Source organism: Parapedobacter defluvii (assembly GCF_014642075.1).
Classification (GTDB): Bacteria; Bacteroidota; Bacteroidia; order Sphingobacteriales; family Sphingobacteriaceae; genus Parapedobacter; species Parapedobacter defluvii.
This window is the reverse complement of the sequence record NZ_BMIK01000009.1, coordinates 170,321-183,497: the sequence shown is the minus strand read 5'-3', so window position 1 is coordinate 183,497 and position 13,177 is coordinate 170,321. Positions and strand designations below refer to the sequence as shown.

15 protein-coding genes are annotated in these 13,177 nt (G+C 44.4%); 7 read left to right on the top strand and 8 right to left on the bottom strand.

Annotated features, from left to right (window positions below; genetic code table 11):
• Positions 1–131 precede the first annotated feature (131 nt).
• The 3 genes from IEX60_RS14315 to IEX60_RS14305 are packed head-to-tail and all read left to right on the top strand — an operon-like array spanning position 132 to position 1,791.
• Positions 132–797 (top strand): response regulator transcription factor, encoded by a 666-nt coding sequence (locus IEX60_RS14315; protein WP_188751777.1) that lies wholly within the window; start codon positions 132–134, stop codon positions 795–797.
• A 7-nt stretch (positions 798–804) separates the two neighbouring features.
• Entirely contained in the window at positions 805–1,044 is a 240-nt protein-coding gene (locus IEX60_RS14310) for a hypothetical protein (protein WP_188751776.1), read from the top strand.
• Positions 1,045–1,065: 21 nt separating this feature from the next.
• Positions 1,066–1,791, top strand: coding sequence for a DUF72 domain-containing protein (locus IEX60_RS14305; RefSeq protein ID WP_229717571.1), 726 nt, complete (start codon positions 1,066–1,068; stop codon positions 1,789–1,791).
• A gap of 15 nt (positions 1,792–1,806) precedes the next feature.
• Here IEX60_RS14305 and IEX60_RS14300 read toward each other — a convergent pair whose 3' ends face one another.
• The 6 genes from IEX60_RS14300 to IEX60_RS14275 form a co-directional block, all read right to left on the bottom strand.
• A complete protein-coding gene (locus tag IEX60_RS14300; RefSeq protein WP_188751772.1) occupies positions 1,807–2,166 on the bottom strand; it encodes a response regulator in 360 nt (119 codons plus the stop codon).
• 42 nt (positions 2,167–2,208) lie between these two features.
• On the bottom strand, positions 2,209–4,194 hold the full coding sequence (locus tag IEX60_RS14295) for a PAS domain S-box protein (RefSeq protein ID WP_188751770.1): 1,986 nt from the start codon (positions 4,192–4,194) through the stop codon (positions 2,209–2,211).
• A gap of 86 nt (positions 4,195–4,280) precedes the next feature.
• Positions 4,281–4,769, bottom strand: a complete 489-nt coding sequence (locus IEX60_RS14290) for a hypothetical protein (protein WP_188751768.1) — start codon at positions 4,767–4,769, stop codon at positions 4,281–4,283.
• A gap of 35 nt (positions 4,770–4,804) precedes the next feature.
• The gene (locus IEX60_RS14285; protein WP_188751766.1) at positions 4,805–5,266 is read right to left on the bottom strand and encodes a ferritin-like domain-containing protein; all 462 of its coding nucleotides are present in this window, start codon (positions 5,264–5,266) and stop codon (positions 4,805–4,807) included.
• Positions 5,267–5,429: 163 nt separating this feature from the next.
• Positions 5,430–6,617, bottom strand: coding sequence for a phospholipase D-like domain-containing protein (locus IEX60_RS14280; protein ID WP_188751764.1), 1,188 nt, complete (start codon positions 6,615–6,617; stop codon positions 5,430–5,432).
• On the bottom strand, positions 6,617–7,771 hold the full coding sequence (locus tag IEX60_RS14275; protein WP_188751762.1) for a baeRF3 domain-containing protein: 1,155 nt from the start codon (positions 7,769–7,771) through the stop codon (positions 6,617–6,619). Before IEX60_RS14275 ends, IEX60_RS14280 begins: the two co-directional genes overlap by 1 nt.
• Positions 7,772–7,923: 152 nt before the next feature.
• Here IEX60_RS14275 and IEX60_RS14270 point away from each other — a divergent pair, with 152 nt between their 5' ends.
• Positions 7,924–8,604, top strand: a complete 681-nt coding sequence (locus tag IEX60_RS14270; RefSeq protein ID WP_188751760.1) for a DUF421 domain-containing protein — start codon at positions 7,924–7,926, stop codon at positions 8,602–8,604.
• A gap of 18 nt (positions 8,605–8,622) precedes the next feature.
• Here the strand turns inward: IEX60_RS14270 and IEX60_RS14265 are convergent, their stop codons facing one another.
• Positions 8,623–9,360 carry an MBL fold metallo-hydrolase gene (locus IEX60_RS14265; protein ID WP_188751758.1) on the bottom strand — a complete coding sequence of 246 codons (738 nt, stop codon included), beginning with the start codon at positions 9,358–9,360 and terminating at the stop codon, positions 8,623–8,625.
• 206 nt (positions 9,361–9,566) lie between these two features.
• Positions 9,567–11,066 carry an MFS transporter gene (locus IEX60_RS14260; RefSeq protein WP_229717570.1) on the bottom strand — a complete coding sequence of 500 codons (1,500 nt, stop codon included), beginning with the start codon at positions 11,064–11,066 and terminating at the stop codon, positions 9,567–9,569.
• Between the two features lie 56 nt (positions 11,067–11,122).
• On the opposite strand from IEX60_RS14260, the gene IEX60_RS14255 reads away from it, so the two are divergent.
• From IEX60_RS14255 to IEX60_RS14245, 3 genes are all read left to right on the top strand, one after another.
• A complete protein-coding gene (locus IEX60_RS14255; protein WP_188751756.1) occupies positions 11,123–11,299 on the top strand; it encodes a hypothetical protein in 177 nt (58 codons plus the stop codon).
• 105 nt (positions 11,300–11,404) lie between these two features.
• Positions 11,405–12,361: a YihY/virulence factor BrkB family protein gene (locus tag IEX60_RS14250; RefSeq protein WP_188751754.1), complete on the top strand. Its 957-nt coding sequence runs from the start codon at positions 11,405–11,407 to the stop codon at positions 12,359–12,361.
• A 296-nt stretch (positions 12,362–12,657) separates the two neighbouring features.
• A complete protein-coding gene (locus IEX60_RS14245) occupies positions 12,658–13,170 on the top strand; it encodes an RNA polymerase sigma factor (RefSeq protein WP_188751752.1) in 513 nt (170 codons plus the stop codon).
• Positions 13,171–13,177: the final 7 nt, after the last annotated feature.

Sequence of the window (13,177 nt, the reverse complement as noted above, 5' to 3'; positions counted from 1 at the left end):
AGTCTACCATTCTCCGATGTACTAAAAAGCGAACTCCTTGTCGGTTATGCGGAAGTATGTTAAAAAAACTAAAACCTTTGTAACCATTGAAACGTATTCCTTACGACTGAAAAACAAAGGATAACAACTTAATGATTGAAGGAAAGATTATGGAAGACTCAGCAAAAATTATTTGGGCTTCGCCTCAGACACTTGCCCGAGACGGCATTGTTGCACTGCTAAGCCAAGAGCCCGATTTCACTTTTGCGGAAATTGTTTCCAAACGAGAGGATATCGCGACTGTACTTTCAACCCGGCCCACTATTAATTTACTGGTAATTGATCACGTTTTCCTAGCGGATGACCCGGCTTACCTATCCACATTAAAACAGCAGATTCCGGACATCAGGGTCCTCGTGCTTTCGGGGATTGACTATAACGAAGACATCCTCCGCCTGGTGAAATCAGGCGCCGATGGGTACATTGTCAATGAGGCGAACAAGGACGAGCTGGTCTTCGCCATCAAGCATATCCTTGCCGGCAACACTTATATCTGCACAGCATTGTATGTAAAGTTGCTGGAATCTATCACGGCAACGGATTTTGGCAAAAATGGACAGATCGTGGAATTTTCACCGCGGGAAGAACAGATTCTGAAGCTTATCCTGGAAGGGTATTCGAATCAGGAGATCGCTTATCAGCTCTTTACCAACAAACGGACGATTCTTAAATACCGGGAGAGTTTATTGCAAAAGACAGGTGCACCCGATATCGGTACTGTTATCCGCATCGCACTGCAGCAGGGCGTATTAAACTGAATTTGTCATGGAAAAATCCGAAGAAACTTTTGAAGTGAACCTAACGGGTCGACGGATGGATAAGCCAATACTCGTCCGGCCGGAACAAACGACCGATGGCATTCCCGTTTACCACTGTTTCCTTGAAGGAGCATCTATCAGCCAATTACGCCAGGAGCCTTCGGGAGAGTGGGTACAGATTTGGGGAGATTTTTCACCCCAGGTTGTCCAGCAACTCGGCGAAGCTATCTCCAGGCACACGGGATAACCCACAAAGACCTTAAGGTTGGTGCTCCCCAAAATTTACATCGGTACTTCTGGCTGGCATTATAAGCATTGGAAGGAAATTTTTTATCCGGAAAACTTAAGGGATAATGACCAATTACCCTTCTATGCTAAACAATTTCATACCGTTGAAATTAATAATTCTTTTTATCGGCAACCCAGCGAAGGTGCCTTTAAGACATGGAAAGATCGTGTACCCGCAGATTTCCGATTTGCCGTAAAAGCAAATCGTTATATTACACATCTCAAAAAACTCCATGAGGTTACAGCGTATACAAACAGCTTCATACAGTTAGCTACCCAGTTGGGAAAGAAGCTAGGACCTTTTTTGTTTCAATTGCCCCCATCCTGGAAATTGAATCTCACTCGCTTATCGGATTTCACCGGTGCATTGCCGAAAGGGTACCGTTACGTATTCGAGTTCAGGAATCCCGAGTGGTATGTTCCTGAAGTATATGAAATTCTCCATGCACATAACTGTGCGTTTTGTATCTATGAATTGGCAGGTCACCAATCTCCGGTTGAGATAACCGCCGACTTTGCCTATGTGCGCTTACATGGCCCCTGCGGTAAATATCAGGGAAAGTATTCGGATACCGCGCTAAGGGAGTGGGCCGGACAATGCAGAACGTGGCAGCAAAATGGGAAAGATGTATTTTTTTATTTTGATAACGATGAAAGGGCTTATGCGGTTGATAATGCGAATACACTGGCTATGTTTCTCCAGTAAACCAAAGGAGACATATTATCCAATTCGTGCCTGCACATCCGATAAAAAAGATTGTATATCAAACGGTTTACTGATAAAACCGTCTGCATTGCACGCCCGCTTATCGTGCCGATTGTCTTCATAAGCAGACATGATCAGCACCGGGATATGATGCGTACCGAAATTGGTCTTCCACTCATGACAGATATCCAATCCGTTACCGTCGGGCAACATGACATCAATAATCAGAAGGTCGGGCGACTCACGATTCGAATGTTGCCGAAACGATGCAATGTTACTGAATATCGAGACTTGATAGCCATGTTCCGTCAACAGGAAATTGATGAGTTCACCGATATCCGCATCGTCTTCTAAAACATGGATTATTTTTTTCATGTTTGCAAGTTTAAAATATTTGACTATTAATTACAACATGTATTACTTATCCTGGTTTCGAGGTATTGAAAAATAAAATGTAGATCCTTCTCCCAACTGACTGTTGACTCCGATGTGGCCGCCATGGCGGTCGATGATCTCTTTACTGAGATACAGTCCAAGCCCTAATCCTGCCATCTTTGATGTTCCTTCCACCTGATAGAAACGGGCGAATACTTTTTCCTGTTGATCACGGCTCATTCCCATTCCTTCATCTTTCACCTGCACACTTACTTCCGATGGAGATGATTCAAGCGTTATATGTACATTATTTGCATCGGGCGAATACTTGATGGCATTGGTGATCAAATTGATCATTACCTGCTCGATGCGCTGCCGATCCGCTACAACCCGGTAATCCCCGTGTGTATTGTTGACAAAGATGGTATGAGTCTGACTACTGAAATGGAATGTTTCCACCACATCCAATATCATCTCACTCAAATCAAAGGTTTCCATGTGGAAACTCAGTTTACCTGCCTCAATTTTGGAAATATCCAGCAATTCGGCTATCAACGCGTTGATTCGCTCAAGCTGCTTCAGTGCTTTGGTGAGGAACCGCCGTCCTACCTGATCGATTTCCGATCGCTCCAATATCTGGAGATAACCTTTCGTGGTGGTCAGCGGGGTTTTTAACTCATGGCTGGCTAAGGCAATGAATTCATTTTTCTTAAGATTTAAGGCATTTACCTCCTCAAACAACCGTGCATTATCCAAGGTCACTGCCACGAGCGATGCGATGTTCCTCATCATCACTTCATCGGCTGTATTAAACACTTCCAATCGTGTATACCCGAAAAACATCGCACCGATCAATAGCTTATCCGAAGAACGAATGGGGATAGCCAGGCAATGCCGGATGCTAATAGCTTCGGAATGCCCGGGCACCTGAAACAGCGAACGTATATAAGGCACCTCACATACATCATCAAATCGTACAGCGTCTTCACCTGAAAAGATCGTGTGAATAATTCCATCTTCCAAATGGATACGATGCCCATCGGGATATACATTGGCTTCACGTGTAGCTACGGCAACAGAAAGATCCGAATGGCCCTCTTCATCCGTTACCCGATAAAAACAAAGTCCAACATCAGCCGCCACCAAGTTTGTTGTGGAATCGATGACGGTTTGAATAATGGATGGAGTATCCAGTTTTTCAGAAATCACTTTTCCGATGGCATGCAGGGTTTCCAACTGCTGTTCGTGGAATTGAATCGTCTGCTCCCGCTGGATTTGGTCGGAAATATCCCTTGCAATTTTAGAGGCACCCACAATCTGCCCTTGCTTGTTGCGCATGGGCGATATGGTGAGCGATACTGGAATCTCCTTTCCAGATTTAGTAACCCGTATGGTTTGATAGTGATCTACTTTTCTTCCTTCACGAATTTCGTGAAGGATGGTTTGTTCTTCGTTCTTAAGATAAGAGGGAATCAATACCTCAATGGATTTGCCGACAATTTCATCTTCGCTGTAACCAAAAATACGCTGGGCACCCGTATTCCAACTCATGATGATTCCATTGAGATTTTTGCTAACAATCGCGTCGTCCGATGATTGGACAATCTCCGAGAGTATGGCCTGTTTTTCTTCGTAAAGTTTATAATCTGTAATGTCTACCAACGTGTTATGGCCACCTATTAACTGTCCGGACAGAGATCGGATGGGTTTAGCAAAAACCAAAACGTTTCTGCGTACACCGTCCGAACGCTCAATCATCATTTCTACATCCACTGTTTCTTCCTTCTCTCCCAATACCAAGGCCATCGGGCTCTCTTCAACGGGCATGGGACGCCCGTCAGGAAAATAAATGGCCGTTGCACCAGACCACTTGACTACACCTAATTCTGGTCGACGCCCCCAAAGTGATTCCGCCGCCTCGTTGTATGCAATGATATGTCCTACAGGATTGCAAATGTAACTTGCGACAGGCGAAGCCAAAAATAACTCCTTGAAGATATAATCGTCTACAGCATCTAATTCTTTCATTTAAACAAGCCGTTTCCTCGCTGGTTTTGATTCAATTGTTCACCATTTCTTATACGAGAAAACAAAGGTACGATTAAGATAATTGGTTACGAAACCGCAGCCAACGGCGGTGGCTGAACGGAATGACCACCCAATCTTTCAAAATGCGAAATCCAATCGCGTGCAGCAATTACCTCCCGCTTTTGCCGGTTTATTAGCAACCGGAGCGATGAGGGCAACCCGTCGGTTCCCTCGATGCTGTGATAGGCAATCAATAACGCATTTTCGCCGGACCTACATTTATCAAGGACATATCCCGGCATTTTGCTTGAAAAAACTGCTTTTACTATTGACCAGGCGAGCCCGAATTGACCACCCATTGCTAACTGACTCTCTGTCAAGCCCCATTGACTACCCGCTTCCCTTAACTCAAGTTTCATTGCCACACTTTGCTTGATAAAGGCTTCAAATAACGTGACCAAATGTTGCTCATCCGCGGCGAGCCTGCTAAGTAATGCCTGATATCCATTGATCCGTTCACTATGAAATGCCTCCAAATCCTGGAGGCATTCCACTGTCGTTTTTAGGTTTTCCATTCTGTGTTGATTATTTTTACCTATCCGCGTTGGCGCTATCCAACCTTTTCACGATCTCTCAGCTGCTTGATGTGATCGTGCGATGCCAATAGTTGTGTTTTCTGATTTGCAATAAGTGCCCGTGCCGGAGTTGATATTCCTTCTTCTCTTTCTGCTTCGCGATAAGCCTTCTGTGCTGCATCTTCTCCATATTCGCAACTTTCTAGGACAGCCTTACGATCGTCCATGGAAAACGTCTGCTTGATATCCATCCATACGCGGTATATTTTCCCGGAGGTTGTCGTTTGGTCCTCTACCTTATTTTGCCATCCACTGATGTGCTGCTGCAATTCAGCTTTCAGGCGTTCGCTTTGCTCAATTAAACTACTAAACAATGCTTTAAGATCTACATCGGCAACCGGCAATTCAGCAATAGCTTTTTCGTAACCTGCAATCCGGTCGTTATTGATCTTTATTAAATCGTTCAGTACCTCCGCTGTTTTCTTTAAATCTTCCATAAAATTCTCCTTTCTATTCTTTTCTGTTAATGGATTATATCTTGACCTTCAAGGTGGCCTTTTCTATGGGGTTGACAATTGACTGCCACCATTTGTTTAAAAAATTTCAGATATCTTTAACTTAACAAATGGTATCGTGCGTGGGCCCTCTCCTCTCGGATCGTTAGCTTCCATCGTACTTTTCCTGCTTCATATAAAAAGTACCCAAAAAGAAAATAAAACGTAGAACGCTAAACGCCACCCCACGAAATAACCGGTTTAGGAGGGTATTTTGTGCTGCAAAATCATTAGCACTCACACGTAGACATTGCGTCTCCATCAGATGCGTTAACTCACGGATTGTCCGCCGTACAAAAGCCTTTCCCCGCACATCCAGGTTTAGTTCTATACTTACGCGTGCACTCAGATCATTCACGTTGAATGAACCGATGGTCATCCATTCGTCATCACAGGTAGCGAGCTTGCCGTGAAGCATGTCGCCGGTATATTCATAGATCTCTATCCCATGCCGCAGAAGCCATTCATACATTGAACGTTCCGCGTCTTTTACCAGGGGGACGTCCATGCGGCTGCAAACAATCAATTGTATCTTAACACCACGTTTCACCGCCATGCTCATGTCCCTACGGACGGTAGTACCGGGAAGAAAGTAGCTGGACAACAGGATTACCTGCTCGCGGGCATCCCGGAAAATCTCCCGGTACGTACGCGTGATATCGGATTTGCGGCGCACCCAATCGTTGCGCCGCATGCGGACCGCACAGTTATCCTCATAACCAAAATCAATCGTTATCGCCGAGGGTTTGCACTGTTTGGGCACGCCTCTAACACGCCGAAAATTCTTCCACATGGCCCAGCACAACTCACACAGCTTTTGAGCGACGTCGCCTTCCACACACAAGGCAAAGTCGAGCCAGGCAGGCCTCCCCGGTTTATCGTTGTACCGATCGCCAATATTCGCACCCGTCACTGCAGCGTACCGGGCATCTACCACCAGCAGTTTTTGATGCATTCTGCGGCCGATGTAAAAATGTTTGCTTTTAAAAAGGGGTTCGAAAACCCGGAAGTGCACGCCATGTTTCGCAAATTGTGACGTAAATCCCTTTTTCAAGCGCTGTGAGCCATAACCGTCAACCAACACATGAACATTTACCCCGCGTTTGGCCGCAGCGATTAATGCATCCGCAACCAACTGTCCTGTTTCATCCGCTTCATAAATGTATACTTGTAAGTGAATACTTTCTTGTGCCCGCCCAATAAGCTGGACTAGCAACGAAAAAAAGGTTTCACCGCCGGTGAGTAACCGCACTTTATGATTTGGAAAATAGCCTCGTGCCGGATCAGCAACCATTAAAACCTGTTAATCGACGCAGCCCCGGTTTCTGATGGCATCTTATCTTTCGGGATCACCCACACCTCACCGCCCCGCCTTAATACAAGTTCCGCAAGATCGTCGAGCACGTCATCAACCGAACCGTCCGTATCGTCCGTATAATAAAACACATTGTCGCGGTCGACGATACGGCCGCGGATTATACGGTTTTCTTCAAGCAATAAGGTCGCCACTTTGCCGTCAAATGCGTCCTTTACAATTTCTTCCAGCTGGTCAGCACCCATCCGCTTCGTGGTGGCCCGTCTGTATTCGCCGATAATCTCGTTTATGCGTTTGTTGTAATACGGTTCAAACACTTCCCAGGCGGCGTCCTTCAGTGCTTCCTTTGACAGCGCCGTCGCATTGGTTTTTATCCCTTCTTCCATGAGTTGCCTATTACGGCTAATGCGACGGAATAGGTGCTGGTGTTCGGGGAGTGAAGCCAGAATCAGCGGTAGCCGCGTAGGAATTGAATACCTGGCCATGACCCCCCGATCAACCGCTCTGAAAAATTGCTCAATATCGTTATCTATGTCCGTTTTCTTTAATCCATGGTTTTGTGCTACATCCCATTTCTCCCCGGTTGCGGTGTGGTATGCCGCGAGGGTGGCATGCAAATCGCGTAATTCGTGGTCCAACGCGTCAATCATCGATTCGGGAACATCTTTCTGAGATAAATTGATTTCATCCAGTTGATATCGATTGCCTTCGAATAGTTGTGCGGTATTGGTACTGAGCACCAATACATGATACCGGTCACTGCTTTGCAGGTATTTCAGCAAGGGCTTTACATGGGCGCTGTCTGCTACGATTGCGAGGGGATGTACCGGCATATGCAACCGATATACATCAAAAGAATCGCGCGTTGCAAATACCGCCAGCCCTTCTTTCGTATGCTGCCAAAACCGATAGTCATCAGCTAATGCTTCAAATCTGGAAAACACGTTTTGAATCCCTTTATCCCGTAGATACTCAGCCTTTACGGGTTCAAATTGTTCGACCAATTTTCTAAAAATTTCGGGATCCTGCGCATTATCGGGATGAGTGCGATGGGTAGGCATATATACCGAGAAAACAGGTCCTTCTTGATATCCCATCAGTGTATCGAGTTGTTTTTCAGTTAATGTTGCCATAATTTTTTTGTTAAGTGTTCAACCATACAAGCCGTCAATGCGACCGCTTGTATTATTTCAAACAGCCATCTCCATCAATTGTTGAGGACGTTGCAAGAAAACATTTCATTGTGGCAAATTGTATTTATAGCAGCTTATACTTTTCAAAAACCATGGATTGGGAACGTATTTTTCTTCACGAAGTCGACAGTCAATTTGCGCTCGAAGTCATCTTCCGTACAACCTTTATGTTTATCGTCATCATGGCTGTTCTCCGGCTGTCGGGAAAACGCGGGGTACGGCAGCTGTCGATTTTTGAACTTGCCATCATCCTAAGCTTAGGTTCAGCCGCCGGCGATCCCATGTTTTATAACGATGTGGCGATGGTACCCACCGTGCTGGTATGTGCTACAGCGATAGGCCTCTATCGATTGATTACCTGGTTGATGACCAAAAGTGAACGATTTGAACACCTATTGGAGGGCAAACCGGTATACATCGTGGAAGATAGTATAATGACCATTAAAGATGACATCAAAGACGGCCTTTCAAAAGACGAATTTTTTGCTGAACTGCGTGATAAGGGTGTGGAACATCTTGGTCAGGTACGAGCCGCTATTTTGGAAACCAATGGCAGTATGAGTGTTTTTTTCTATCCGGAAGAAGAAGTGAAATATGGGCTGCCGATTTTACCCCATGCTTACCGGAAACACATCAATTCCATTACGCACGATGGACTGTATGCGTGCATATATTGCGGGACGTTAAAGCAATTATCCCCCGGCCGCCATCGTTGCAGCCGCTGCACCCATCGGGAATGGGTACAGGCGATCAATACCAAGCGAGTAAGTTAACCGACTGATTTGCCTCCACTACAAAACGATCTTACGTCCGTCGTACGCGTAGGAGTGCTTAAGTTGATCCCTGCATTGAATCATCTCTTCACCGAAGTGGGTAAGCAGCAACTGTTTGTACAGAAGCTGGTCATCATACGCCAACAACGTTTTGTAATTCATGTGACCTTTTATTTCCGATTGGAAATAATTGCATTCACAGATAAATAAATCGGCATCTCTAGCCAATTCAATCAATATGGGCGTCCAAGCCGTATCACCAGAAAATCCAATGGTTTTTCCGCCTGTCCTTACCCGTACGCCGTGGGGCAATGTATCAGGCGTATGTGCTACGGGAAACGCCGTTATTTCAAAATGATCTGCCTGCAATACCCCATCGGGCACATAAGTCTTGAATAACAGATTGAGTTTAGCCAGCACGTTACTGCCTGGGTACAATTGTTCCAGAAGTTTTGTAATCCGGTCTTTTCCCGTTGGCGGACTGATAATAGCCAACGGTTTTTTCCGGTTTTTTCCAGCCTCTTCCAATAGTAAGAAAGGCACCCCGCCGTAATGATCCCCATGGAAGTGAGAAATTACGATGGCATCGATATTTCCCACATTGATCCCCTGTTTCTTTATTCCATGGTATGCGGTGGCACCGCAATCCAGGAGTAAACTTGCATGTGGTGCCTGAATGAAAAAACACGTGTGCAGTTGCCCGCCGCTCGCAAAAGCGTCACCACAACCAATTACGGTCACTGTTGTCTCTTTCATGTGATTGTTTTTAAAACATACAAATCAACGCCTGGATTGTTACGCAAACAAACAAATGAACCGGTTGTCTTGTGACGAAAGGAAAAAATAAAAACTAAAATCGTCGCTCGTTGTAAACTTAGGAACAATAAACGTTTAACGCAATATTGCTATGTTTTTCGCTATTTTATTCGGGTTCATTTTCTTCATTGCAGTACTGACCTATGTCATTTACCGGTCGTCGCGGAAGAGGAGGTAGTAGGTCTTTTTTTTCTGAGTTTTAAAATAGCCCTTAACTGATTATTCCAGGTAATGAGGCTACCGATAATAATGGCGTCTTTCATGTTCGTTTTAATTCGGGTACGCATGATACGCTTAACTACATCTTTTTCCACCTCACCCGTTTCTTTTACGCGGTTTAATAACTCCAGCGCGCACAAAGCAAGGAACGCTCCGATTAAAAAAAGGAAATTCCACTGGTGAAGCGAGATCAACTTGAATGCCTTATCAAACCCCGGACTATCCCATTCAAACCTGATCTCCATACTTTTATCCGAAAAGTAATCGGCCAGTACGCCGCCGACCAAGGGGCCAAGAGCAGAAAAGACAGCCGTCACAATATTCTTTACCGAGAGGTACACAATAGCATCTTCTTTGGGAGCAAGTTTCAGTCCGATGTTTGTAAGCGAAAGATTGATGCCAGCAGTGGATATACCACTGAAAACATGGATCAGCACCAGTAACCCAAGATTGATATACATCCTTGAGTAGATACCTACAAATGACCAAGCAAGGATACAGAGAATATATAGCGGTGCACTGATGGCAATTATGCTTTTATTGCTGTACCGATCTGAAAATATTCCCCACATCCGAAGCGTCATGATGCTGCACAGTTGGCTGATGATAGTCAGTACGATGATATAAGAAAGTGGCAATCCCATCCCCTGCAGCATGAATACCGTAAAAAACGGCGTTGCGATATTCAATGCAAAAACCCATGCAGAATTAAAGACCAGCAGCCGACGGAAATTTTCGTTTTTAAGCGGCATTTTCAGCAACGTAAACAACCTCGCTTTGGATAGGTAAGATTGTGGCTCGGGAGCTCTTGACAATAAATAAGCGCCAATCACACCAATAATACCCGCTACCATAAAGAATACGGCGAAGGTCGTGAGCTCATGGGCGGGGTACCGGCTCCGGATAAAATCAAGGAGCAAAGCTAAGACGATGCTCAGTGCAACATTGAGTGTCTGTGTATACCGGCTTCTCCGGGAAAAATATTCACCCAGCATTTTTTCAGGAATCATGTCCTTCATCCAGGAATTCCAGCTCAATCCCGATACAGAACTAAAGAAAAAATGAAAAAAAAGAAAGAAAATGAGCATATGAATGGATCCGCCGCCCAGAAGCACCAGCACACCGATAATTGCCAGTGGAATCCGCGCCGATGCAAGACAGAGAACAGAAATGGCCCGCCGGTTCTGATACTTTCTGACCAATACGATCGATAGTAGCTGGAAAATATTGGTAATCATTGGCAATGCCGCCAGCAACCCAATCTGCACATTGTTGGCTCCCAGTAATAACGCCATAGCTACCAGGAACGCTCCGCCGGTCAGTGAAGTCACGACTTCGGAGGCCAAACCGTCCCAAATTACCATGACCAGCCCTCGCTTCAGATCTCTTTCTGTTAATTCATTTTGAGGTTTCAACGTCATATGCATAACGGTGATGATTCAAAAACTACCAACAATCCCGGAAGCCAACTGTTGGCACAATTATGAAAAACAGAAAAAAGCTTTGGATAACGCTTGCTTTGATCGCCATCTCGGGAATGTTTGGCCGGTTTGCATGGATTTATATCCGCGAAACAGCGGGAGTGGTATTTATTATACTCAGTGCCGTTTGTTCGGTCGTGGCATTAACCGTATTTGCCATTTATTTCAGTGAATCTTAATCCGGTTCAGATGAAAGACTTTTTCCACTTCTTTTAAACTAAAATGCACGCTTAGCTGTTAGCAAATAACAGCTATTATATATAGATCCAAGCAATCGATCACATATGAAATCAACGGGTTTTATTAAACGCTCGTTTACGATTCTGAAAAACACCTTTACTATTTTCATGGACGTAAAAGGGCTCAAATTCAGCGCCTCTTTGGCATACTACACCATGTTTTCACTTGCTCCGCTATTGGTACTGACCATATCACTGGCAGCACTTTTTTTTGGTCAAGAGGCGGCCGAGGGGAAAGTTTTCGAAGAAATCAACGGGTTGGTTGGCAACAGCACTGCCGCACAGATACAGGAAATCATCAAAAATGTTCAGCTGAAGGAAGACAACACATGGGCACTCATTGTCGGCATTACAACATTGCTCTTGGGTGCTACTTCAGTTTTTGGCGATATGCAGCATTCAATCAACAGGATCTGGGAAATCAAGCCGAAACCGAAACGGGGTTGGGTAAAGATGATCCTTGATCGGTTGCTTTCTTCGTCGCTTGTTCTCTCATTGGGCTTTTTGCTTGTTGTATCGTTGATCGTTAACGGGATACTCATGTTTTTTATGGATTACGTCCAAAGGTTGTTCTCCGATTTGGCGGTCTATTTATCCATGGCTATCGATCTACTTCTCAATTTTGTAGTCATTAGTACCTTATTCGGTGTTATTTTCAAATTCCTGCCCGATGTAAAAATCCGGTGGAAGGATGTGAAAGCTGGTGCATTTTTCACGGCGATATTATTCATGATAGGCCGTTTTCTCATCGGGTTTTACATACAGACCACGGGACCGGAATCCACTTACGGGGCTGCTGCCTCCGTCATTGTCTTGCTTCTATGGATTTACTATACAGCGGCTATTCTCTATATTGGGGCTTCATTCACCAGGGCTTATGCCGAGTATAATGGATCGCGTATTGCCCCTGCCGACTTCGCGGTGCATGTAGAAGAACGGGAAACTGAAAAAGAAGTAAATCATATCCCGCCTGCAAAAGGAACGGAAGAAGTAAAAAATTGATTACAAAAAGATACACTTATGCATAAATCACCTATTAAAACGTTATTATTTAACTGGTGATCGGTAAGTTGTACAGGGTATTTTAAATTAATTCAAACAAAATAACAGTCAATTTGTTTACCTAATCACAAACAAACTATCTATTGAAAACAACGTTACTAAACAGACAATCCGATATTTGCCTGGTTTGATAGGATAACTATCCGAATACTTAATATCAGTCGGCTTGTGCAGGCTTAGGGGTGAACTGGCTGAGAAATGAGGATATAAACTATAAACGATAAATTCTATAGATTATGAATAAGATCGAATTTAACACCAAAGTCGTACAAGAAGTAAGCTCCCTGAGCAGTTATGCGTTTTATTTTACACGCGATGAGGAAAATGCCAATGATCTCGTGCAGGACACTGTTCTAAAAGCATTTTCTTACTACAATAAATTTAAAGACGACACAAACTTGCAAGCGTGGCTCTATACCATACTGAAAAACACATTTATTAACTATTACCGGAGAAAAGTTAAGACCAACGCCATCATTCTCAAATCGGACACGATCTCTTCTTCTGATTTATACAAAAGTTCATTGCGCAACGGTGCAGAGAGCAAATTTGTCATGGAAGATATTGAAGGCGCTCTTTCCAAATTGGCCGAAGAATATTATTATCCGTTTTCAATGTACTATGAAGGTTATAAATACCATGAAATCGCCGAATATTTCCAGATTCCGATAGGCACCGTGAAAACCCGGATACATGTAGCCAGGCAGCAACTGAAAAAAAAGCTCAAACCTTACGCAATCGGTAAATAAGTGTGCA

Coding starts and splice junctions, on each gene's coding strand:
- IEX60_RS14255 (WP_188751756.1), top strand. CDS start 11,123: ATGAAAAACAGAAAAAAGCTTTGGATAACGCTTGCTTTGATCGCCATC.
- IEX60_RS14300 (WP_188751772.1), bottom strand. CDS start 2,166: ATGAAAAAAATAATCCATGTTTTAGAAGACGATGCGGATATCGGTGAA.
- IEX60_RS14295 (WP_188751770.1), bottom strand. CDS start 4,194: ATGAAAGAATTAGATGCTGTAGACGATTATATCTTCAAGGAGTTATTT.
- IEX60_RS14290 (WP_188751768.1), bottom strand. CDS start 4,769: ATGGAAAACCTAAAAACGACAGTGGAATGCCTCCAGGATTTGGAGGCA.
- IEX60_RS14275 (WP_188751762.1), bottom strand. CDS start 7,771: ATGGCAACATTAACTGAAAAACAACTCGATACACTGATGGGATATCAA.
- IEX60_RS14250 (WP_188751754.1), top strand. CDS start 11,405: ATGAAATCAACGGGTTTTATTAAACGCTCGTTTACGATTCTGAAAAAC.
- IEX60_RS14315 (WP_188751777.1), top strand. CDS start 132: ATGATTGAAGGAAAGATTATGGAAGACTCAGCAAAAATTATTTGGGCT.
- IEX60_RS14285 (WP_188751766.1), bottom strand. CDS start 5,266: ATGGAAGATTTAAAGAAAACAGCGGAGGTACTGAACGATTTAATAAAG.
- IEX60_RS14280 (WP_188751764.1), bottom strand. CDS start 6,617: ATGGTTGCTGATCCGGCACGAGGCTATTTTCCAAATCATAAAGTGCGG.
- IEX60_RS14270 (WP_188751760.1), top strand. CDS start 7,924: ATGGATTGGGAACGTATTTTTCTTCACGAAGTCGACAGTCAATTTGCG.
- IEX60_RS14310 (WP_188751776.1), top strand. CDS start 805: ATGGAAAAATCCGAAGAAACTTTTGAAGTGAACCTAACGGGTCGACGG.
- IEX60_RS14265 (WP_188751758.1), bottom strand. CDS start 9,360: ATGAAAGAGACAACAGTGACCGTAATTGGTTGTGGTGACGCTTTTGCG.
- IEX60_RS14260 (WP_229717570.1), bottom strand. CDS start 11,066: ATGCATATGACGTTGAAACCTCAAAATGAATTAACAGAAAGAGATCTG.
- IEX60_RS14245 (WP_188751752.1), top strand. CDS start 12,658: ATGAATAAGATCGAATTTAACACCAAAGTCGTACAAGAAGTAAGCTCC.